This window comes from Streptomyces sp. NBC_01788 (assembly GCF_035917575.1).
In the GTDB taxonomy this organism is placed as follows: Bacteria; Actinomycetota; Actinomycetes; order Streptomycetales; family Streptomycetaceae; genus Streptomyces.
Genome location: NZ_CP109090.1, coordinates 1646253 through 1667408, shown reverse-complemented (window position 1 = coordinate 1667408; position 21156 = coordinate 1646253). Strand labels below are relative to the sequence as shown.

21 protein-coding genes are annotated in these 21156 nt (G+C 70.9%); 18 read left to right on the top strand and 3 right to left on the bottom strand.

Going from position 1 to position 21156, the window contains the following annotated elements; genetic code table 11:
- Positions 1–15: 15 nt before the first annotated feature.
- Positions 16–861 carry an ABC transporter permease gene (locus tag OIE49_RS07740; RefSeq protein WP_326801679.1) on the bottom strand — a complete coding sequence of 282 codons (846 nt, stop codon included), beginning with the start codon at positions 859–861 and terminating at the stop codon, positions 16–18.
- Positions 858–1718 (bottom strand): ABC transporter ATP-binding protein, encoded by an 861-nt coding sequence (locus OIE49_RS07735; protein ID WP_326801678.1) that lies wholly within the window; start codon positions 1716–1718, stop codon positions 858–860. The genes OIE49_RS07740 and OIE49_RS07735 overlap by 4 nt, the downstream gene beginning before the upstream one ends.
- 143 nt (positions 1719–1861) lie before the next feature.
- Between OIE49_RS07735 and OIE49_RS07730 the strand changes: the two genes are divergently transcribed.
- From OIE49_RS07730 to nusB, 16 genes are all read left to right on the top strand, one after another.
- Positions 1862–2518 (top strand): vitamin K epoxide reductase family protein, encoded by a 657-nt coding sequence (locus tag OIE49_RS07730; protein WP_100567866.1) that lies wholly within the window; start codon positions 1862–1864, stop codon positions 2516–2518.
- A 60-nt stretch (positions 2519–2578) separates the two neighbouring features.
- Positions 2579–3934, top strand: a complete 1356-nt coding sequence (locus OIE49_RS07725) for a replication-associated recombination protein A (RefSeq protein WP_100567867.1) — start codon at positions 2579–2581, stop codon at positions 3932–3934.
- A 345-nt stretch (positions 3935–4279) separates the two neighbouring features.
- Positions 4280–4894, top strand: coding sequence for a 30S ribosomal protein S4 (rpsD, locus tag OIE49_RS07720; RefSeq protein WP_100567868.1), 615 nt, complete (start codon positions 4280–4282; stop codon positions 4892–4894).
- A gap of 186 nt (positions 4895–5080) precedes the next feature.
- On the top strand, positions 5081–5530 hold the full coding sequence (locus tag OIE49_RS07715; RefSeq protein WP_100567869.1) for a DUF948 domain-containing protein: 450 nt from the start codon (positions 5081–5083) through the stop codon (positions 5528–5530).
- A gap of 9 nt (positions 5531–5539) precedes the next feature.
- Positions 5540–5914, top strand: a complete 375-nt coding sequence (locus tag OIE49_RS07710; RefSeq protein WP_100567870.1) for a hypothetical protein — start codon at positions 5540–5542, stop codon at positions 5912–5914.
- Entirely contained in the window at positions 5914–8586 is a 2673-nt protein-coding gene (gene alaS, locus OIE49_RS07705) for an alanine--tRNA ligase (protein ID WP_326801677.1), read from the top strand. Before OIE49_RS07710 ends, alaS begins: the two co-directional genes overlap by 1 nt.
- Complete coding sequence (gene ruvX, locus OIE49_RS07700) at positions 8586–9050, top strand: Holliday junction resolvase RuvX (protein ID WP_100567872.1); 465 nt, start codon at positions 8586–8588, stop codon at positions 9048–9050. Before alaS ends, ruvX begins: the two co-directional genes overlap by 1 nt.
- Before the next feature lie 122 nt (positions 9051–9172).
- A complete protein-coding gene (gene mltG / locus OIE49_RS07695; RefSeq protein WP_326801676.1) occupies positions 9173–11011 on the top strand; it encodes an endolytic transglycosylase MltG in 1839 nt (612 codons plus the stop codon).
- Positions 10992–11831, top strand: a complete 840-nt coding sequence (locus OIE49_RS07690) for a shikimate dehydrogenase (protein WP_100567874.1) — start codon at positions 10992–10994, stop codon at positions 11829–11831. The genes mltG and OIE49_RS07690 overlap by 20 nt, the downstream gene beginning before the upstream one ends.
- A gap of 216 nt (positions 11832–12047) precedes the next feature.
- Entirely contained in the window at positions 12048–13232 is a 1185-nt protein-coding gene (gene aroC / locus OIE49_RS07685; protein ID WP_100567875.1) for a chorismate synthase, read from the top strand.
- Between the two features lie 32 nt (positions 13233–13264).
- A complete protein-coding gene (locus OIE49_RS07680; protein WP_326806165.1) occupies positions 13265–13747 on the top strand; it encodes a shikimate kinase in 483 nt (160 codons plus the stop codon).
- The gene (aroB, locus tag OIE49_RS07675; protein ID WP_326801675.1) at positions 13744–14835 is read left to right on the top strand and encodes a 3-dehydroquinate synthase; all 1092 of its coding nucleotides are present in this window, start codon (positions 13744–13746) and stop codon (positions 14833–14835) included. Before OIE49_RS07680 ends, aroB begins: the two co-directional genes overlap by 4 nt.
- Positions 14836–14999: 164 nt before the next feature.
- On the top strand, positions 15000–16142 hold the full coding sequence (locus OIE49_RS07670; RefSeq protein ID WP_326801674.1) for an AAA family ATPase: 1143 nt from the start codon (positions 15000–15002) through the stop codon (positions 16140–16142).
- Between the two features lie 138 nt (positions 16143–16280).
- On the top strand, positions 16281–17390 hold the full coding sequence (locus tag OIE49_RS07665; protein ID WP_326801673.1) for an aminopeptidase P family protein: 1110 nt from the start codon (positions 16281–16283) through the stop codon (positions 17388–17390).
- Positions 17391–17446: 56 nt separating this feature from the next.
- Positions 17447–18013 carry an elongation factor P gene (efp, locus tag OIE49_RS07660; RefSeq protein WP_100567879.1) on the top strand — a complete coding sequence of 189 codons (567 nt, stop codon included), beginning with the start codon at positions 17447–17449 and terminating at the stop codon, positions 18011–18013.
- A 2-nt stretch (positions 18014–18015) separates the two neighbouring features.
- A complete protein-coding gene (nusB, locus tag OIE49_RS07655) occupies positions 18016–18450 on the top strand; it encodes a transcription antitermination factor NusB (protein WP_326801672.1) in 435 nt (144 codons plus the stop codon).
- A gap of 230 nt (positions 18451–18680) precedes the next feature.
- On the opposite strand, the gene bldD is transcribed toward nusB, so the two are convergent.
- Positions 18681–19184, bottom strand: a complete 504-nt coding sequence (gene bldD, locus OIE49_RS07650) for a transcriptional regulator BldD (protein ID WP_004990661.1) — start codon at positions 19182–19184, stop codon at positions 18681–18683.
- A 253-nt stretch (positions 19185–19437) separates the two neighbouring features.
- Here bldD and pyrR point away from each other — a divergent pair, with 253 nt between their 5' ends.
- Both pyrR and OIE49_RS07640 read left to right on the top strand, forming a co-directional pair.
- Entirely contained in the window at positions 19438–20022 is a 585-nt protein-coding gene (gene pyrR, locus OIE49_RS07645) for a bifunctional pyr operon transcriptional regulator/uracil phosphoribosyltransferase PyrR (RefSeq protein ID WP_326801671.1), read from the top strand.
- Positions 20023–20122: 100 nt separating this feature from the next.
- Entirely contained in the window at positions 20123–21151 is a 1029-nt protein-coding gene (locus tag OIE49_RS07640) for an aspartate carbamoyltransferase catalytic subunit (protein WP_326801670.1), read from the top strand.
- Positions 21152–21156: the final 5 nt, after the last annotated feature.

Below are 21156 nucleotides of genomic sequence, written 5' to 3'. Positions count from 1 at the left end.
GGTCCTCTCCCGGGCTCAGCCCGCCCGCCGGTCCTTCCAGCGGAACGTCAGCAGGCACAGCACCAGTCCGCCTGCGCACCAGGCCGCGAGCACCAGGGCGATCCGCCCGACCTCCCAGCTCCCCGCCTGCTCCAGCACCCGCGCCGAGTCCGGCAGGAACACCCCGCGCAGGCCCTGGCAGAGCCACTTCAGCGGGAAGAGGGCGCCGACGTTCAGCATCCAGCCGGGGAGGGCGTCGACCAGGATGTAGACCCCGGAGATGAACTGGAGCACCAGGAACGGCAGGACGACCACCGAACCGGCGCTCCTGGCCGACCTCGGCACCGAACTGATCGCGATGCCGAGCAGCGCGCACCCGGTCAGGCCGAGCACGAAGATCCAGGAGAAGTGGAACCACCGGGTCGCGTCCGAGGGCAGACGGACGCCGTACAGCGTGGTGCCGACGAGCAGCAGGATCGCCGTCTCCAGTACGCCGGTGAAAAGAACCAGCCAGATTTTCCCCAGGAAGTACGCCGTCGGCGGCATCGGCGTGCCGCGCAGCCGGCGCAGCGCCTTCTCGTCCCGCTCGACCGCGATCGACATGCCCAGGGACTGGAAGCTGGTCGACATGATGCCCGAGGCCACCATGGACGGGACGTAGAACTGCGAGGCGGTGACGCCGGTGCCGCTGACGTCGTCGCGGAAGATCGACGCGAACAGGAACAGGAACACCACCGGGAAGGCGAAGGTGAACACCACTTGTTCGCGCTGCCGGAAGAACTGCCTGATCTCCAGGGCGCCCCGGTGCAGCCCGACTCCCCACGCCCCGGGCAGGCGCGCGGCGGCCTCCCCGGCGCGGGTCCGTTCGGCGGTCGTGGTCATCGGGCGTCCTCCTGTCCGGTCAGCCGGAGATAGACGTCCTCCAGCGTGGGGCGGCTCACCCGCAGACCGGGTATCTCGCCGTCGAAGCGGCGCATCAGACCGGCGACGGTCCTGGTGGGGGTCCCGGTGTGCTCGGTGCGCGGGGTGCCGTCGGGGTCCGTCCACCCGACGGTGACGCCGGTGGCGTGCCGTTCCCGCAGCTCGTGGGAGGTGCCCTCGGCGACGATCCGGCCCCGGGCGACCACCGTCAGCCGGTCCGCGAGGGCTTCCGCCTCCTCCAGGTAGTGCGTGGTCAGCAGGATCGTCGTGCCCTCCTGGGCGAGCGTGCGGATCAGGGCCCAGAACCGGCGCCGGGCCGCCGGGTCGAAACCGGTCGTCGGCTCGTCCAGGAGCAGCAGCTCGGGGCCGCCGATCACACCGAGGGCCACGTCCAGCCGGCGGCGCTGGCCGCCCGACAGCGCCTTGATCCGGCTGCCCGCCTTCGCCTCCAGACCGACCAGGGCGATGACCTCCTCCGGGTCGCGCGGCCGCGGGTAGTACCGGGCGAAGTGCCGCACGGTCTCGCGGACCGTCAACTCGGCGGGCGCCGATTCGTCCTGCCAGACGATTCCGACACGTGAGCGCCACGCGCGCGTGGCGCTCGCCGGGTCCGCCCCCAGGACCGTCACCTCGCCCGCGTCCCGTGAGCGGTGGCCCTGGATGATCTCCACCGTCGTGCTCTTGCCCGCGCCGTTGGGCCCGAGCAGCCCCAGGACCTCGCCCTTCCTGATCGCCAGGTCCATTCCGTCGACCGCGGTGACGTCCCCGTACCGCTTGCGCAGCCCCCGTACGTCCACCGCGAGTTCGCTTGCCGTCATCGTCCGATCATCGTCCGGAACCGAACGTTCGGATACGGCCGTGCACACCTCCGTCTCGCCACCTGACGGCGTCCACACACGCACGTGCGGCACAATGGCCGTGCCCGAAGAAGGTCCAACTCACAAGTGACGGAATCGGCGTGATGAGCAAGACGACAGTCAAACACGTCTCCGCGGAGCCCGAGCCGGAGCGCGCGGTGACCGCGCCGCGGACCGTGGGCGGCAGCCGCGCCTTCGCCCTGCTGCTGGTGATCACCGGAGCGGCCGGTCTGCTCGCCGCGTGGATCATCACGATCGACAAGCAGAAGATCCTCGAGGGCAAGCTCAGCGGCAAGACCTTCACCCCGAGCTGCAGCCTCAACCCGATCGTCTCCTGCGGCAGCGTCATGGAGAGCAAGCAGGCCACCGTCTTCGGGTTCCCCAACCCGCTGCTCGGCCTGGTCGCGTACGGCATCGTCATCTGCGTCGGCATGAGCCTGCTCGGCCGCGCCACCTTCCCGCGCTGGTACTGGCTGACGTTCAACTTCGGCACGCTCTTCGGCGTCTGCTTCGTCACCTGGCTCCAGTTCCAGTCGCTGTACCGCATCAACGCGCTGTGCCTGTGGTGCTCGCTGGCCTGGGCGGCCACGATCGTCATGTTCTGGTACGTGACCTCCTTCAACATCCGCAACGGCTTCCTGCCCGCACCGCGCCCGGTGAAGAACTTCCTCACCGAGTTCACCTGGGTGCTGCCGGTCACGCACTGCGGTGTCATCGTCATGCTGATCCTGACCCGCTGGGGCAGCAGCCTCTGGGCCTGAGCCGGAGCCGGTGATCCACCGTCCGGCCGAGTTGTCAGAGGTGTGCCATAGGGTTTCAGCGTGGAGCCCGACCTGTTCACCGCCGCAAGTGAAGAACGCCAGGAGAAGGACCCGGCCGCGAGTCCCCTGGCGGTACGGATGCGCCCGCGCACCCTCGACGAGGTCGTGGGCCAGCAGCACCTGCTCAAGCCCGGCTCGCCGCTGCGCCGGCTGGTCGGCGAGGGCGCGGGCGGCCCGGCGGGACCCTCCTCGGTGATCCTGTGGGGCCCGCCCGGCACCGGCAAGACCACCCTGGCGTACGTGGTCTCCAAGGCCACCAACAAGCGGTTCGTGGAGCTGTCGGCGATCACCGCGGGCGTCAAGGAGGTCCGCGCGGTCATCGACGGCGCCCGCCGCGCCTCCGGCGGGTACGGCCAGGAGACCGTCCTCTTCCTGGACGAGATCCACCGTTTCAGCAAGGCGCAGCAGGACTCCCTGCTCCCGGCGGTCGAGAACCGCTGGGTGACGCTGATCGCGGCCACCACGGAGAACCCGTACTTCTCGGTGATCTCCCCGCTGCTCTCCCGCTCGCTGCTGCTCACCCTCGAACCGCTCACCGACGACGACGTGCGCGGTCTGCTGCGCCGCGCGCTCACCGACGAGCGCGGACTGAGGTCGGCCGTCGGCCTCCCCGAGGACACCGAGAACCATCTGCTGCGCATCGCCGGCGGCGACGCCCGCCGCGCCCTGACCGCCCTGGAGGCGGCCGCCGGGGCCGCCCTCGACAAGGGCGAGAGCGAGATCGGCCTGACCACGCTCGAGGAGACCGTCGACCGGGCCGCGGTGAAGTACGACCGCGACGGCGACCAGCACTACGACGTCGCCAGCGCCCTGATCAAGTCCATCCGCGGCTCCGACGTCGACGCCGCCCTGCACTACCTGGCGCGGATGATCGAGGCCGGCGAGGACCCCCGGTTCATCGCCCGCCGCCTGATGATCTCCGCCAGTGAGGACATCGGTCTGGCCGACCCGCACGCGCTGCCCACCGCGGTCGCCGCCGCCCAGGCCGTCGCCATGATCGGTTTCCCCGAGGCCGCCCTCACCCTCAGCCACGCCACCATCGCCCTGGCCCTCGCCCCCAAGTCCAACTCGGCGACGACGGCGATCGGGGCGGCCCTCGACGACGTGCGCAAGGGACTGGCCGGAGCGGTCCCGCCCCATCTGCGGGACGGGCACTACAAGGGCGCGGCCAAGCTCGGGCACGCACAGGGGTACGTCTACCCGCACGACCTGCCCGAGGGCATCGCCGCCCAGCAGTACGCGCCGGACGCCCTGAAGGACCGCGAGTACTACGCCCCGGGCCGGCACGGCGCCGAGGCGCGGTACGCGGACGCGGTGGAGTGGACCCGCAAGCACCTGGGTCGGAAGCGGTCCTGAGCGCCCTGTAGAATGCCTCGAAGCGCTGAGTTCCGTGTCCGGAACCCCGAAAGGGGAACCGGCGCCACCAGAGCGGGACATTCAGCCGGAACTCCGCCGTTCGCAGAGCGGCGGGGATCCAGGAGCGTCGCGCACCGTCGAACGGTGTCGCGGGCAGCCCACCACCACCCGGAGCTCCGGGAACGGCCGGTGGGCCACTCGCGTGCTGCACGTATGTGCCCAGACCAGGGGAGCGGCTGCCTTCCGGGCCCGGCAGGGTTCCGGCGGGTTTCCCCGGCTGCGGATGCGACCTCCCCTAACCCTGGTGAAGCCGTATTCGTACAGAAGACAAGAGGTGTTTGGTTCATGGCGAACCAGTCCCGCCCCAAGGTCAAGAAGTCGCGTGCCCTCGGCATCGCGCTGACCCCGAAGGCCGTCAAGTACTTCGAGGCGCGCCCCTACCCGCCGGGTGAGCACGGTCGTGGCCGCAAGCAGAACTCGGACTACAAGGTCCGTCTGCTCGAGAAGCAGCGTCTGCGCGCGCAGTACGACGTCAGCGAGCGTCAGCTCGTCCGCGCCTACGAGCGTGCCGCCAAGACGTCGATGAAGACCGGTGAAGCCCTGGTCATCGACCTCGAGAAGCGTCTTGACGCCCTGGTGCTGCGTTCGGGCATCGCCCGCACGATCTACCAGGCCCGCCAGATGGTCGTCCACGGCCACATCCAGGTCAACGGCAAGAAGGTCGACAAGCCGTCCTTCCAGGTCCGTCCCGACGACGTGGTCCAGGTCCGCGAGCGCAGCCGCGAGAAGACCCTCTTCCAGGTCTCCCGCGAGGGTGGCTTCGCCCCCGACGGCGAGACCCCCCGCTACCTCCAGGTGAACCTCAAGGCCCTGGCGTTCCGCCTGGACCGCGAGCCGAACCGCAAGGAGATCCCGGTGATCTGCGACGAGCAGCTCGTCGTCGAGTACTACGCCCGCTGATCACCGGCAGGCCGTAGCACCGCAGCACCACCCGGCCCGTCGTCTCCCCGCCCCTTCGGGCGGGCGGGACGGCGGGCTCGCTCGTGCCACCGGCACACGGGCGCAAATCCGGTACGGAGCCGCACCCTCGGCGCGATAGGCTCGGTGCACGACTTTCTCGATGTACAGGCACGTTTCAGGGAGCGGGTGCGCACAGTGTCCGGTGGAGAGGTGGCCGGGATCCTGGTGGCCGTCTTCTGGGCGATCCTGGTCTCCTTCCTCGCCGTCGCACTGGCGAGGCTGGCCCAGACGCTCAAGGCGACCACCCGACTCGTGGCGGACGTGACCGACCAGGCCGTCCCGCTGCTGGCCGAGGCCTCCCAGGCGGTGCGTTCCGCGCAGACCCAGATCGACCGCGTCGACGCGATCGCCTCCGACGTCCAGGAGGTCACGTCCAACGCCTCCGCGCTGTCGACCACCGTCGCCTCCACCTTCGGCGGTCCGCTGGTCAAGGTCGCGGCCTTCGGCTACGGCGTGCGCAGGGCACTGGGCGGCCGCAAGGAGGACGCGCCCGGCAAGGCGTCGAGGCGTACCGTGATCGTGGGCCGCAGCGTCCCGGCCGCGCGGCGGGGAAAGCGGAACAACCGGGAGAAGTAAGGACTAGCGATGTTCCGCCGTACGTTCTGGTTCACCACCGGTGTCGCCGCCGGAGTGTGGGCCACCACCAAGGTCAACCGCAAACTCAAGCAGCTGACTCCCGAGAGCCTCGCCGTGACCGCGGCGACCAAGGCGGTCGAGGCCGGTCACCGGCTCAAGGACCGCGCCCTCGGCTTCGCGCTCGACGTCCGCGACAACATGGCCCAGCGGGAGGCCGAACTCGGCGAGGCACTGGGCACGAACGCCCCGGTCGACCCGGAACTGCCCCCGTCCAGGCGGTACACCGCCATCGAGAACCGCAACCACCCGAAGTACGTCGAGGGCCCGGCGTCCTCGGAACACCCGCACACGACGTACTCGTACAACCGGAATGAGGACCACTGATGGAGTCGGCTGAGATCCGCCGCCGCTGGCTGAGCTTCTTCGAGGAGCGCGGGCACACCGTCGTCCCTTCGGCGTCGCTCATCGCGGACGACCCGACTCTGCTCCTCGTCCCGGCCGGCATGGTGCCCTTCAAGCCCTACTTCCTCGGCGAGGTCAAGCCGCCCTTCCCGCGCGCCACCAGCGTGCAGAAGTGCGTGCGCACCCCCGACATCGAAGAGGTCGGCAAGACCACCCGGCACGGCACCTTCTTCCAGATGTGCGGCAACTTCTCCTTCGGCGACTACTTCAAGGAAGGTGCCGTCAAGCTCGCCTGGGAGCTGCTCACCGCGGCCCAGGACAAGGGCGGTTACGGCCTGGAGCCGGAGAAGCTCTGGATCACCGTCTACGAGGACGACGACGAGGCCGAGCGGATCTGGCACGAGGTCGTCGGCGTGCCCAAGGAGCGCATCCAGCGCCTGGGCAAGAAGGACAACTTCTGGTCCATGGGCGTGCCCGGCCCGTGCGGCCCCTGCTCCGAGATCAACTACGACCGCGGTCCCGAGTTCGGCGTCGAGGGCGGCCCCGCCGTCAACGACGAGCGGTACGTGGAGATCTGGAACCTCGTCTTCATGCAGTACGAGCGCGGCGAGGGCACCGGCAAGGACAACTTCGAGATCCTCGGAGACCTGCCGAGCAAGAACATCGACACGGGGCTCGGCCTGGAGCGGCTCGCCATGATTCTGCAGGGTGTGCAGAACATGTACGAGATCGACACGTCCATGGCCGTCATCGACAAGGCCACCGAGCTCACCGGTGTCGCCTACGGCGACGCCCACGACTCCGACGTGTCGCTGCGCGTGGTCACCGACCACATGCGCACCGCCGCGATGCTCATCGGTGACGGCGTCACCCCCGGCAACGAGGGCCGCGGCTACGTGCTGCGCCGCATCATGCGCCGCGCCATCCGCAACATGCGCCTGCTCGGCGCCACCGGTCCGGTCGTCAAGGACCTGATCGACGTGGTGATCGGCATGATGGGGCAGCAGTACCCGGAGCTGGTCACCGACCGCGAGCGGATCGAGAAGGTCGCCCTCGCCGAGGAGGCCGCCTTCCTCAAGACGCTGAAGGCCGGCACCAACATCCTCGACACCGCCGTCACCGAGACCAAGCAGGCCGGTGGCAAGGTCCTTTCCGGCGACAAGGCCTTCCTGCTCCACGACACCTGGGGCTTCCCGATCGACCTCACCCTGGAGATGGCCGGCGAACAGGGCCTTTCCGTGGACGAGGACGGCTTCCGCCGCCTGATGAAGGAGCAGCGGGAGCGCGCCAAGGCCGACGCCCGGGCCAAGAAGACCGGCCACGCCGACCTCGGCGCCTACCGGGAGATCGCCGACTCCGCCGGCGAGACCGACTTCATCGGCTACAGCGACACCGAGGGCGAGTCCACGATCGTCGGCATCCTCGTCGACGGCACCTCCTCCCCGGCCGCCACCGAGGGCGACGAGGTCGAGATCGTCCTCGACCGCACCCCCTTCTACGCCGAGGGCGGCGGCCAGATCGGCGACACCGGCCGCATCAAGGTGGACTCCGGCGCCGTCATCGAGGTGCGCGACTGCCAGAAGCCGGTCCCGGGCGTGTACGTCCACAAGGGCGTCGTCCAGGTCGGCGAGGTCACCGTCGGCGCCAGGGCCCACGCCTCGATCGACTCGCGCCGCCGCAAGGCCATCGCCCGCGCCCACTCCGCCACGCACCTGACCCACCAGGCGCTGCGCGACGCCCTCGGCCCGACGGCCGCCCAGGCCGGCTCCGAGAACCAGCCCGGCCGGTTCCGCTTCGACTTCGGCTCCCCGTCCGCCGTCCCGACGGCGGTGATGACCGACGTCGAGCAGAAGATCAACGAGGTGCTCGCCCGCGACCTGGACGTGCACGCCGAGGTCATGGGCATCGACGACGCCAAGAAGCAGGGCGCCATCGCCGAGTTCGGCGAGAAGTACGGCGAGCGCGTGCGCGTGGTGACCATCGGCGACTTCTCCAAGGAGCTGTGCGGCGGCACGCACGTGCACAACACCGCCCAGCTCGGCCTGGTGAAGCTGCTCGGCGAGTCGTCGATCGGCTCCGGTGTGCGCCGTATCGAGGCCCTGGTCGGAGTGGACGCCTACAACTTCCTGGCCCGTGAGCACACGGTCGTCGCCCAGCTCCAGGAGCTGGTCAAGGGCCGCCCCGAGGAGCTGCCGGAGAAGATCTCCGCCATGCTCGGCAAGCTGAAGGACGCCGAGAAGGAGATCGAGAAGTTCCGCGCCGAGAAGGTGCTCCAGGCCGCCGCCGGTCTCGCCGAGTCCGCCAAGGACGTCCGCGGTGTGGCCGTCGTCACGGGGCAGGTCCCGGACGGCACCACGCCGGACGACCTGCGCAAGCTCGTGCTCGACGTGCGCGGTCGGATCCAGGGCGGCCGGGCCGCCGTGGTCGCCCTGTTCACCGTGAACAACGGCAAGCCGCTCACGGTGATCGCCACCAACGAGGCCGCCCGCGAGCGCGGTCTGAAGGCCGGTGACCTGGTCCGCACGGCCGCCAAGACCCTTGGCGGCGGTGGTGGCGGCAAGCCGGACGTCGCCCAGGGCGGCGGGCAGAACCCGGCCGCCGTCGGCGAGGCCGTGGACGCCGTGGAGCGGCTCGTGGCGGAAACGGCCAAGTGATGCGAAGAGGACGTCGGCTCGCGATCGACGTCGGGGACGCCCGGATCGGGGTCGCCTCGTGCGACCCCGACGGGATCCTCGCCACCCCGGTGGAGACGGTTCCCGGCCGTGACGTACCCGCGGCCCACCGTCGGCTCCGGCAGCTCGTCGAGGAGTACGAGCCGATCGAGGTCGTCGTCGGACTCCCGCGTTCCCTCAAGGGGGGCGAGGGTCCGGCCGCGGTCAAGGTCCGCGCCTTCGCCGGCGAGCTGGCCAAGGGCATCGCCCCGGTGCCGGTCCGCCTGGTGGACGAGCGGATGACCACGGTGACGGCCAGTCAGGGGCTGCGGGCCTCGGGGGTGAAGTCCAAGAAGGGACGCTCCGTGATCGACCAGGCCGCGGCCGTCATCATCCTGCAGCAGGCCCTCGAATCCGAACGGGTGTCAGGGAAAGCACCTGGCGAGGGCGTCGAAGTGGTCATCTGATCGCGATACGGTAACGTTCCGCGCGATGCGCCTGTGTTCGAACAGACGACGCACAGAAAGAGGCGGAACGGAAGCCGGGGCACACGGCCGTGTGACCGCCGCCTCGCGGCTCTAGGGGATCGATGACTGAGTATGGCCGGGACCCAGGTCCCGAACCGTGGCATCCGGAGGACCCGTTGTACGGGGACGGCGGATGGGGAGGACAGCAGGCCCAGGCGGGCCCGCAGTCCCCCTACGGCGGTGGGCCGCAGCACCACCCGCAGCAGTCGCAGCAGTCGCAGCAGGCGCAGTACGGAGACTGGGGCCAGGGTCAGCAGGGCGGCTACGGCGGCCAGTACCAGCAGCAGCCCTACGGTGATCAGGGTCACCAGCAGGGCCAGCAGCACTACGACCCGCAGGGTCAGCAGCAGTACGGTCAGCAGCAGTACGGCCAGCAGGGTCATCAGCAGTACGGTCAGCAAGGTCAGCAGGGCCAGCAGCAGTACGACCAGCAGTACGCCGGGCACCTTCAGCAGCAGGGCCACGACCAGGGCGGCTGGGACGGCGCCGGCGGACAGCAGCAGCCCGCCTACCCCGTCGACCCGGCAGACCCGTACGGCCAGCAGGCCGCGGCCTACGGCGCTGAGCAGCCCGATCTCTACGGCACTCCCGAGGCCTACCCGCCGCCGGAGCCGCCGAGCCGCCGGCGCGCCGAGCCGGAGCCACGGCCGGACTGGGACCCGGATCCCGAACCCGAGCAGGACGATCACGCGTTCTTCGCGGGCGGCGGTGGCGACGACGAGGAGGACGCCGACACCGACAGCGACGATCCGAAGGAAGGCCGGGGGCGCGGCGACCGCAAGGGCCGCGGCGGCAAGGGCAAAGGCAAGGGCAAGCCAAAGAAACGTCGCAGCGGCTGTGCCTGCATGGTCGTCGTCCTGGTGTTCGGCGGAGGCACGGTCGGAGTCGCCTACTACGGCTACCAGTTCTACCAAAATCGTTTCGGCGCCGCGCCGGACTACGCCGGCGACGGGGTCAACGAGACGGTCACCGTCGAGATCCCCAAGGGCGCGGGCGGCTACGACATCGGCCGGGTGCTGAAGACGGCGGGCGTGGTCAAGAGCGTCGACGCCTTCGTGGCGGCGCAGGCGCAGAACCCCAATGGCAGGACGATCCAGGACGGCATCTACACCCTGCGCAAGCAGATGTCGGCCGCCAGCGCGGTCGAACTGATGCTCAGCCCGAAGAGCCGCAGCAACCTGGTCCTCGCGGAGGGCCTGCGCAACGCGGCGGTCTACACGCTGATCGACAAGCGCCTGGAACTGCCGGAGGGCACCACGGCCGGCGTCGCGAAGAAGGAGTACAAGAAGCTCGGTCTGCCCTCCTGGGCGCTGGACCGCCCCAACCTGAAGGACCCGCTGGAAGGGTTCCTCTACCCCTCCAGCTACGCCGTCGCCAAGGGGCAGAAGCCCGAGGCCGTCCTGAAGGAGATGGTGACGCGGGCCAACGGGAAGTACAACGAGCTCGGTCTGGAGAAGAAGGCCAAGGGCCTGGACCTCGAAGGGCCCTGGCAACTGCTCACCGTGGCGAGCCTGGTCCAGGCCGAGGGCAAGACGCACGACGACTTCCGCAAGATGTCGGAAGTGATCTACAACCGTCTGAAGCCGACCAACACCGAGACCAACCGGTTGCTGCAGTTCGACTCGACCTTCAATTACCTGAAGGGCCAGAGCAACATCCACATCAGCGAGAAGGAGATCAACAGCAACCACGACCTTTACAACACGTACACCCGCACGGGCCTGCCGCCCGGACCGATCGGAAACCCCGGCGACGAGGCGCTGAGTGCGGCATTGAATCCGACCGACGACGGCTGGATCTATTTCGTGGCGACCGACGGTGCGCACAAGACCGAGTTCGCCAAGACGTACGCCGAATTCCTCAAGCTCAAGGACAAGTTCGATGCCACCAAGGGCAACTGACGCCCGTCGGGCGGCTGTGCTCGGTTCGCCGATCGCCCACTCGCTCTCCCCGGTGCTGCACCGGGCGGCGTACGCGGAGCTGGGGCTCGCGAACTGGTCGTACGAACGGTTCGAGATCGACGAGGCGGGTCTGCCCTCGTTCTTCGAGGGTCTGGGACCCGAGTGGGCCGGGCTGTCGCTGACCATGCCGCTGAAGCGGGCGGTCATCCCGCTGCTCGACGGGATCAGCGACACCGCCGCCTCCGTCGAGGCGGTCAACACGGTCGTGTTCACCGAGGACGGTCGCCGGGTCGGGGACAATACCGACGTGCCGGGCATGGTCGCCGCCCTGCGCGAGCACGGCATCGAGCAGGTCGGCTCGGCGGCGATCCTCGGCGCCGGCGCCACCGCCTCCTCCGCGCTGGCCGCGCTCGCCCGCGTCTGCACCGGCGAGGTCGTCGCCTACGTCCGCAGCGAGGCCCGCGCGGCCGAGATGCGGCAGTGGGGCGAGCGGCTGGACGTCGAGGTCCGCACGGCGGACTGGGCGGACGCCGAACAGGCCCTGACCGCGCCGCTGGTGATCGCCACCACCCCGGCCGGGACGACGGACGCGCTCGCCGGCTCCGTACCCGAGCGTCCCGCCACCCTCTTCGACGTCCTCTACGACCCCTGGCCCACGCCGCTGGCGGCCCGCTGGTCCATGGCCGGCGGCGCCGTCGTCAGCGGTCTCGACCTGCTGGTGCACCAGGCGGTCCTCCAGGTCGAGCAGATGACGGGCCGCGCCCCGGCCCCCCTGCACGCCATGCGCGAAGCGGGCGAGAAGGCCCTCGCGGCCCGCTGACCAGGGCTCGTCCGTCCCGATCCGGGAAGCTGTACCGCCGTGCGCTCGCGGCGGGCCGACGGGGGGCGCCGGGGGTGGCGTGTGTCCGCCCGGAGTCCGACTGCTGGACCGGCGACCGGGACAGGTACCCGGACGTGGGAGGATCGGAGGTGGCGGGCCAGGGCCGCGCACCCGGTCGCGTCGTCGCAGTTCCAGGCGCGAGCATGAGGAGCACCGTTGAGCAGGTTGCGCTGGCTGACCGCGGGGGAGTCCCACGGACCCGCACTTGTCGCCACGCTGGAGGGCCTTCCCGCCGGCGTGCCCGTCACCACGGAGATGGTGGCGGACCACCTCGCACGGCGGCGCCTGGGCTATGGGCGCGGAGCCCGGATGAAGTTCGAGCGCGACGAGGTCACCTTCCTCGGCGGCGTCCGGCACGGCCTCACCCTGGGCTCGCCGCTGGCGATCATGGTGGGCAACACCGAGTGGCCCAAGTGGGAGAAGGTCATGGCCGCCGACCCGGTGGATCCGGCGGAGCTGGCCGAGGTGGCCCGCAACGCGCCGCTGACCCGGCCCCGGCCCGGACACGCCGACCTGGCGGGCATGCAGAAGTACGGCTTCGACGAGGCCCGGCCGGTGCTGGAGCGGGCCTCCGCCCGGGAGACCGCGGCCCGTGTGGCGCTGGGCGCCGTGGCCCGGTCGTACCTGAAGGAGACGGCCGGCATCGAGATCGTCAGCCATGTCGTCGAGCTGGCCGCGGCCAAGGCGCCCTACGGCGTGTACCCGACCCCGGCGGACGTGGAGAAGCTGGACGCGGACCCGGTGCGCTGCCTGGACGCCGACGCCTCCAAGGCGATGGTCGCGGAGATCGACCAGGCCCACAAGGACGGCGACACGCTCGGCGGCGTGGTGGAGGTGCTGGCGTACGGCGTGCCGGTGGGCCTCGGCTCGCACGTGCACTGGGACCGGCGGCTGGACGCCCGGCTCGCGGCCGCGCTCATGGGCATCCAGGCGATCAAGGGCGTCGAGGTCGGCGACGGCTTCGACCTGGCGCGGGTGCCCGGTTCCAAGGCGCACGACGAGATCGTCACCACCGACGAGGGCATCCGGCGTGCCACGGGCCGCTCCGGCGGAACCGAGGGCGGGCTGACCACGGGCGAGCTGCTGCGGGTGCGCGCCGCGATGAAGCCGATCGCGACCGTGCCTCGGGCCCTGCGGACCGTGGACGTGGCCACCGGTGAGGCGGCGCAGGCCCACCACCAGCGCTCCGACGTGTGCGCGGTGCCGGCCGCCGGCATCGTGGCCGAGGCCATGGTGGCCCTCGTCCTCGCCGACGCCGTCGCGGAGAAGTTCGGCGGCGACAGCGTGCCGGAGACCCGCCGGAACGTGCGGTCCTACCTCGAGAACCTGGCGATCCGGTGAGCGCCGGACCGGTCGTCGTCCTGGTCGGGCCCATGGGCGTCGGCAAGTCCACCGTCGGGCGGATGCTGGCCGACCGCCTCGGGCTCGCCTACCGGGACGTCGACGACGACATCGTCGCGGAGCAGGGCCGCAGCATCGCCGAGATCTTCGTCGACGAGGGCGAGCCGTTCTTCCGCGCCGCGGAGAAGGAGGCGGTGCGCCGGGCGCTCGCCGAGCACGACGGCGTACTGGCCCTCGGCGGTGGCGCGATCCTGGATCCGGACACGCGGGCGCTGATCTCCGCGCTGCCGGTCCTGTACCTGTCGATGGACGTCGAGGAAGCCGTCCGGCGCACCGGCCTGAACGTGGCCCGCCCGCTGCTCGCCGTGAACCCGCGCAAGCAGTGGCGCGAGCTGATGGAGGCCCGGCGGCACCTGTACGAGGAGGTGGCCACCGCGGTCGTGCCGACCGATGGGCGCAGCCCCGAAGAGGTCACCCAAGCCGCCCTGGACGCAATGGAGTTGAAGGAAGCATGAGCGAGTCGGTCACGCGGATCCACATCGCCGGCTCGGCCGGCACCGAGGCGTACGACGTGCTGGTAGGCCGTCAGCTCCTCGGCGAACTCACCGGTCTGGTCGGTGAGAAGGCCAAGCGGGTCGCCGTGATCCACCCCGAGGCGCTCGCCGAGACCGGGGACGCGCTCCGTGCCGACCTGGCCGAGCAGGGCTACGAGGCCGTCGCCATCCAGGTGCCGAACGCCGAGGAGGCCAAGACCGCGGAGGTCGCCGCCTACTGCTGGAAGGCGCTGGGCCAGTGCGGGTTCACCCGCACCGACGTCATCGTGGGCGTGGGCGGCGGCGCCTCCACCGACCTGGCCGGATTCGTGGCCGCGACCTGGCTGCGCGGGGTGCGCTGGATCGCCGTCCCGACCACCGTGCTGGCCATGGTGGACGCGGCCGTCGGTGGCAAGACCGGCATCAACACCGCCGAGGGCAAGAACCTCGTGGGCGCCTTCCACCCGCCGACGGGCGTGCTGTGCGACCTGGCGGCGCTGGACTCCCTCCCGGTCAACGACTACGTCTCCGGGCTCGCGGAGGTCATCAAGGCCGGCTTCATCGCCGACCCGGTGATCCTGGACCTGATCGAGTCCGACCCCGAGGCCGCCCGGACCCCGGCCGGCCCGCACACCGCCGAACTCATCGAGCGGTCCATCAGGGTCAAGGCGGACGTCGTCTCGGCCGACCTGAAGGAGTCGGGCCTGCGGGAGATCCTCAACTACGGCCATACGCTGGGCCACGCGATCGAGAAGAACGAGCGGTACAAGTGGCGGCACGGTGCGGCGGTCGCCGTCGGCATGCACTTCGCCGCCGAACTCGGGCGCCTGGCCGGGCGGTTGGACGACGCCACGGCCGACCGCCACCGCACGGTCCTGGAATCGGTGGGCCTGCCGCTGCACTACCGATACGACCAGTGGCCCAAGCTGCTGGAGACGATGAAGGTCGACAAGAAGTCCCGCGGCGACCTGTTGCGCTTCATCGTCCTGGACGGCCTCGCCAAGCCCACCGTCCTGGAGGGTCCCGACCCGGCCGTGCTGCTCGGCGCGTACGGCGAGGTCGGACAGTAAGTACCACCGCGCCGGATCCGCCCCGCTCCGCCTGTCGCGACGGGCACGTCGGACCGTGCCCGGCCGTTCACCAAATGGCGGCCGGGGACGGTACCGTTCGGTAGGCGGCGGGCTCGGGCCCGCCGTCGGCGCCATTTGCCCCGTACGAGACGGAGTCGCACCGGATGCAGGACGCAGTGGGTTCACCGCTGCCGCCGCCCCACCAGCCGGGGCACGGACCGGCCGCCGGCTGGGCGCCGGCCGCGCAACACCCGGACCCGCGGCACCCGAACGCCCCCCAGGGCCCGCCCCCCGCACGGCCCCCGGGCTATCCCGGCCCCCCGAACCACCAGCCGCCGGTCCCGCCTTCCCAGAGCCGGCACCCCCAGGGCCCACCCGCATCGGCGCCGCACACACCGGTCGCGCATCCATCGGCACCGCATGCCCAGAACCCGCACCTTCAGGGCCCGCCCTCGACCACGCCGCCTTCCCAGAGTCAGCATCCTCAGGGTCCGCATCCGTCGGCTCCGCATGTCCAGAACCCGCGCCCCCAGGGGCCGCCCCCTTCCGCGCCGCATCCTCAAGCCCCGCACACCCAGGGCCCGCCCCCATCCGTGCCGCACCCCCAGGTTCCCCGACAGCCGGCTCCCGCCGTGCCGCCGCCCGGGGCGGCACCCGTGCCCGATGGGACCGGGCATGTCCGGCTGCCGCCCGGGGGCCCCGTCGGGATGCCCAGTGCGCCGCCCGCTCAGAGTGCGCCCGATCCGTCGGCCACCACGCTGGCGGTGCTGTTGATCGGGCCGGCGGGGGCGGGTAAGACGAGCGTCGCCAAGTACTGGGCCGACCACCGCCGCGTGCCCACCGCACACATCAGCCTCGACGACGTCCGCGAGTGGGTCCGCTCCGGCTTCGCCGACCCGCAGTCGGGATGGAACGACCACTCCGAGGCCCAGTACCGGCTCGCCCGCCGCACCTGCGGCTTCGCCGCCCGCAACTTCCTCGCCAACGGCATCTCGTGCATCCTCGACGACGCCGTCTTCCCCGACCGCCCGGTGGTCGGACTCGGCGGCTGGAAGCGCCATGTCGGCCCCGGCCTGCTCCCGGTCGTGCTGCTGCCCGGCCTCGACATCGTCCTGGAGCGCAACGCCGAACGCTCCGGAAACCGCCGGCTGACCGACGAGGAAGTCGCCCGCATCCACGGCCGCATGGCCGGCTGGTACGGCTCCGGGCTCCCCATCATCGACAACTCCCAGCTCGACGTCCCGGCCACGGCGCGCGTCCTGGACGAGGTCCTGTCCCGGGCCATCGCAAGCCCCCCGAACTGGTAGGACGCGGCCGTGCCCGGCGGCCCCGGGCGGGCCGAAGCCGGGATCCGGGAGGCGCTGGGCGGGCCGCGGCCGGGATCCGGCAGACCCACTCGGACCTCTCGAACGGCGATATTGAGCCATGACTCTTACGCTCGGTTCATGTCAGAGGTGTACGCGGCCCGCCGGACCCGGCTGAGGGAGCGCTGCAACGCGGGCGGCAGCGCGGCGGCGCTGGTGACTCGTCCCGCCAATGTGCGGTATCTCGCGGGGGCCGCCCCGCAGGGTGCCGTCCTGCTTCTCGGAAGGCGCGAGGACCTGCTGGTGTGCCAGAGCCCGCCGGACGACCGGCCCTACGAGGGCAGTCCCGACGAGGCACTGCGGGTGCAGATCCTGCCCCAACCCCCCGGCGGCGATCCGGCCGTCGCCGCCGCCGACCACGCGCGGGCCCAGGGCGCCGACTCGCTCGCCGTGGAGGAGCACCACCTCACGGTGGCCCGCCACCGTGCCCTCGGCTCGGTGGCGGGTCGGCTGCGCCTGGCCGATCTGGGCTGCGCGGTCGAGCAGCTCAGAGTCGTCAAGGACGAGGAGGAGATCTCCTGTCTGAGAATCGGTGCCGAGATCGCCGACCAGGCCCTCGGCGAGCTGCTGGAGTCCATCCTGGTCGGCCGCACCGAGCGCCATCTCGCCCTGGAGCTGGAGCGGCGGCTCGTCGACCACGGCGCCGACGGACCCGCGTTCCCGACCTCCGTGGCCACCGGCCCGAACTCCGGCCGTCGCGGCCACCGGCCCACCGACCGGCGGGTCGAGGAGGGCGACTTCCTGACCGTGTGCCTGGGCGCCGCCTACCGCGGCTACCGCTGCGAGATCGGCCGCACCTTCGTGATCGGCACGTCTCCCGCGGACTGGCAGATCCAGCTCTACGACCTCGTCTTCGCAGCCCAGCGCGCCGGACGGGAGGCCCTGGCCCCCGGCGCCGCTTGCCGCGAAGTCGACCGCGCCGCACGCCAGGTACTGGATTCGGCCGGGTTCACCGAGAGTCTTCAACCCCTCACCGGACACGGTGTCGGACTCGAAATCGACGAGGACCCGCAGCTGGCCCCTTCAGCCATGGGTAAACTGGACGCTTGCGTGCCGGTCACTGTCGAACCCGGGGTCCACCTCCCGGGCCGGGGCGGTGTCCGGATCGATGACACGCTCGTCGTACGCCCCGAGGCGGACGGCGGACCCGAGCTACTCACCATCACGACCAAGGAGCTCCTCGCGCTCTAGCCTCGCGCTGTGCGCTTGCCCCCGGGTCGTACGTCAGTCCAGGAGATTCCGCAACCGTGGCTTCCACGAACGACCTCAAGAACGGCATGGTGCTCAAGCTCGACGGCGGCCAGCTGTGGTCCGTCGTCGAGTTCCAGCACGTCAAGCCCGGCAAGGGCCCGGCCTTCGTGCGCACCAAGCTCAAGAACGTGCTCTCCGGCAAGACCGTCGACAAGACGTTCAACGCCGGCGTCAAGGTCGAAACGGCCACCGTCGACAAGCGTGACATGCAGTTCTCCTACATGGACGGCGACTACTTCGTCTTCATGGACATGGAGACCTACGACCAGCTCCACATCGACCGCAAGGCCGTCGGCGACACCGCCAACTTCCTGATCGAGGGTTTCGAGGCCACCGTCGCCCAGCACGAGGGCGAGGTGCTCTTCGTCGAGCTGCCCGCCGCCGTCGAGCTGACGATCGCCGAGACCGAGCCGGGTGTCCAGGGCGACCGCTCCACCGGTGGCACCAAGCCCGCCACCCTGGAGACCGGTCACCAGATCCAGGTCCCGCTCTTCATCACCACCGGTGAGAAGATCAAGGTCGACACCCGCACGAGCGACTACCTCGGCCGGGTGAACAGCTAACCGTGGCTGCTCGCAACACGGCCCGCAAGCGTGCCTTCCAGATCCTCTTCGAGGGCGACCAGCGCGGCGCCGACGTCCTGACGGTCCTCGCCGACTGGATCCGGCTGTCCCGGAGCGACACCCGGCAGCCTCCGGTGAGCGAGTACACGATGCAGCTCGTCGAGGGCTACGCGGAGCACGCGACCCGAATCGACGAGCTGATCGCGCAGTACGCGGTCGGCTGGACGCTGGACCGCATGCCGGTCGTCGACCGCAACATCCTGCGGCTCGGCGCGTACGAGCTGATCTGGGCCGACGAGACCCCGGACGCCGTGGTGCTGGACGAGATGGTGCAGCTGGCGAAGGAGTTCTCCACGGACGAGTCCCCCTCGTTCGTCAACGGCCTGCTCGGCCGCCTGAAGGAGCTCAAGCCCTCCCTCCGCCGCGATCAGGCGTAGAAGGAGCCGGCCGCACAGGCCGGCGCCGCACGGACTCGCAGGGGCCCGCAGCACGACTGCTGCGGGCCCCTCGGCGTCCGCGCGTGTCCCCGGCCCCTCGACCGTCTGCGCGGCCCGCTCCGGCAGATCCGCGCCCGCCCTTCCAGGACCACGGAAAAGCCGCCGGGGTGGCCGGAACCAGAAGGTTCCGGCCACCCCGGCGGCACGTTTCTGCTGAATAGGCCGAGCGGTCAGCTCTCCTCGTGGGACGCCACCGCGCGACGCGCGTCCGCGTCCAGCACGCCCCAGCTGATCAGCTGTTCGGTCAGGACCGAGGGCGACTGGTCGTAGATGACGGCGAGTGTGCGCAGGTCGTCCTGGCGGATGGAGAGCACTTTGCCGTTGTAGTCACCGCGCTGCGACTGGATCGTGGCCGCGTACCGCTGGAGGGGGCCCGCCTTCTCGGCCGGCACCGTGGCCAGCCGCTCCAGGTCGAGGACCAGCTTCGGCGGGGGCTCGGCGGCGCCGCCCGGGGTGGTGCCCGGCAGCAGTTCCTGCACGGGGACCCCGTAGAAGTCCGCCAACTCGGCGAGGCGCTGCACGGTCACGGCACGGTCGCCGCGCTCGTACGAACCGACCACGACCGCCTTCCAGCGTCCCTGGCTCTTCTCCTCGACACCGTGGAGGGAAAGGCCCTGCTGGGTGCGGATCGCCCGGAGCTTGGCCCCGAGCTGTTTGGCGTATTCGCTGGACATATGGCTCCCCGGACACTGTGTCGACGCGGCTGGCCTCGCTGCCGGACCGCGCGGCTGGTAACTCACTGTGAGGTTACGCAGCGTTACTCTGCTGCGTCAAGCCGAATGGTCCGGGCCGCCGCTTCCGGGTGGCCGAGGCCGGTTGCGCCAAGGGGGTGAGTGGAGAGGTCTCCGGCACCTGGTAGCGTGTATGGCGCAATTCCGACGTCCTTTAAGGTCCGTCCCGTGAGGCGGAGAAGGAGGTCCGTTTCGTATGGACACGCACGCCGACGCGCAAGCGTCCGAAGCCCGGCCCGTTCTCGAGGGCCCCGACATCGCGCGGGTACTGACCCGCATCGCCCACGAGATCGTCGAGCGCGCCAAGGGCGCCGACGACGTGGTGCTCCTCGGCATTCCGACCCGGGGCGTCTTCCTCGCCGAGCGGCTCGCCGCCAAGCTCGAGCAGATCACCGAGCGCAAGGTCCCGCACGGCTCGCTCGACATCACCATGTACCGCGACGACCTGCGCCTGCAGCCGCCGCGAGCGCTGGCCCGCACCGAGATCCCCGGTGACGGCCTCGACGGCCGCCTGGTCGTCCTCGTCGACGACGTCCTCTTCTCCGGCCGCACCATCCGCGCCGCCCTCGACGCCCTGAACGACATCGGGCGCCCGCGCGCGGTGCAGCTCGCCGTCCTCGTCGACCGCGGCCACCGCGAACTGCCGATCCGCGCCGACTACGTCGGCAAGAACCTCCCCACGTCGCTGCGGGAGACGGTCAAGGTCCTGCTCGCCGAGGAGGACGGTCGCGACACCGTGCTGCTCGGCGCCAAACCGGCCGCCCAGGGCGAACACCCGTAACACGCGCGCGTACGCATCGCCGTACGCCCCGCGCGTGTGCCCTCGCACGCGCCCGTCTGCCTCATTTCTCCCGAATGAACCGCCTTACGGAGCCTGACAGATGCAGCGTCATCTCATCTCGGCCGCCGACCTCACCCGTGACGACGCCGTCCTGATCCTCGACACCGCCGAGGAGATGGCACGAGTCGCCGACCGGCCGATCAAAAAGCTGCCGACCCTGCGCGGCCGCACCGTCGTCAACCTCTTCTTCGAGGACTCCACCCGCACCCGGATCTCCTTCGAGGCCGCGGAGAAGCGGCTGTCCGCGGACGTCATCAACTTCACCGCCAAGGGATCCTCGGTGTCCAAGGGCGAGTCCCTGAAGGACACCGCCCAGACCCTGGAGGCCATGGGCGTCGACGCCGTGGTCATCCGGCACGGCGCCTCCGGGGCCCCGTACCGGCTGGCCAACTCCGGCTGGATCGACGCCGCCGTCATCAACGCGGGCGACGGCACCCACCAGCACCCCACCCAGGCCCTGCTCGACGCCTTCACCCTGCGCCGCCGGCTGGTCGGCAGGGACGCGGGCCTCGGCCAGGACCTGTCCGGCAGGCGCGTCACCCTCGTCGGCGACGTGCTGCACAGCCGGGTGGCCCGGTCCAACGTCGACCTGCTGCACACCCTCGGCGCCGACGTCACCCTGGTCGCCCCGCCGACCCTGCTGCCGGTCGGCGTCGAGGCCTGGCCCTGCGAGGTCTCCTACGACCTCGACGCCACCCTGTCCAAGTCCGACGCGGTGATGATGCTCCGCGTGCAGCGCGAGCGGATGAACGCCGCCTTCTTCCCGACCGAGCGCGAGTACGCGCGGCGCTACGGCCTGGACGGCGAGCGGATGGCGAGGATGCCCGAGCACGCCATCGTGATGCACCCCGGCCCGATGGTCCGCGGCATGGAGATCACCGCCGAGGTCGCCGACTCCGACCGCTGCACCGCCGTCGAGCAGGTCGCCAACGGCGTCTCCATCCGCATGGCCGTGCTGTACCTGCTGCTCGGCGGCATGGAACCCGCCCCCCAAGCCCGCCCGCCCGTCTCCCACCACCGCCCCTCCGACGAGCGCTCCGCGCGCACCTCTTTCGCCGAGGAGAAGTAAGACAC

Bases quoted from the DNA above. Each gene is read 5' to 3' on its own strand.
- OIE49_RS07740 (WP_326801679.1), bottom strand. From the start codon at position 861: ATGACCACGACCGCCGAACGGACCCGCGCCGGGGAGGCCGCCGCGCGC.
- OIE49_RS07735 (WP_326801678.1), bottom strand. From the start codon at position 1,718: ATGACGGCAAGCGAACTCGCGGTGGACGTACGGGGGCTGCGCAAGCGG.
- OIE49_RS07730 (WP_100567866.1), top strand. From the start codon at position 1,862: ATGAGCAAGACGACAGTCAAACACGTCTCCGCGGAGCCCGAGCCGGAG.
- rpsD (WP_100567868.1), top strand. From the start codon at position 4,280: ATGGCGAACCAGTCCCGCCCCAAGGTCAAGAAGTCGCGTGCCCTCGGC.
- OIE49_RS07710 (WP_100567870.1), top strand. From the start codon at position 5,540: ATGTTCCGCCGTACGTTCTGGTTCACCACCGGTGTCGCCGCCGGAGTG.
- alaS (WP_326801677.1), top strand. From the start codon at position 5,914: ATGGAGTCGGCTGAGATCCGCCGCCGCTGGCTGAGCTTCTTCGAGGAG.
- ruvX (WP_100567872.1), top strand. From the start codon at position 8,586: ATGCGAAGAGGACGTCGGCTCGCGATCGACGTCGGGGACGCCCGGATC.
- mltG (WP_326801676.1), top strand. From the start codon at position 9,173: ATGACTGAGTATGGCCGGGACCCAGGTCCCGAACCGTGGCATCCGGAG.
- OIE49_RS07690 (WP_100567874.1), top strand. From the start codon at position 10,992: ATGCCACCAAGGGCAACTGACGCCCGTCGGGCGGCTGTGCTCGGTTCG.
- OIE49_RS07680 (WP_326806165.1), top strand. From the start codon at position 13,265: ATGGGCGTCGGCAAGTCCACCGTCGGGCGGATGCTGGCCGACCGCCTC.
- aroB (WP_326801675.1), top strand. From the start codon at position 13,744: ATGAGCGAGTCGGTCACGCGGATCCACATCGCCGGCTCGGCCGGCACC.
- OIE49_RS07670 (WP_326801674.1), top strand. From the start codon at position 15,000: ATGCAGGACGCAGTGGGTTCACCGCTGCCGCCGCCCCACCAGCCGGGG.
- OIE49_RS07665 (WP_326801673.1), top strand. From the start codon at position 16,281: ATGTCAGAGGTGTACGCGGCCCGCCGGACCCGGCTGAGGGAGCGCTGC.
- bldD (WP_004990661.1), bottom strand. From the start codon at position 19,184: ATGTCCAGCGAATACGCCAAACAGCTCGGGGCCAAGCTCCGGGCGATC.
- pyrR (WP_326801671.1), top strand. From the start codon at position 19,438: ATGGACACGCACGCCGACGCGCAAGCGTCCGAAGCCCGGCCCGTTCTC.
- OIE49_RS07640 (WP_326801670.1), top strand. From the start codon at position 20,123: ATGCAGCGTCATCTCATCTCGGCCGCCGACCTCACCCGTGACGACGCC.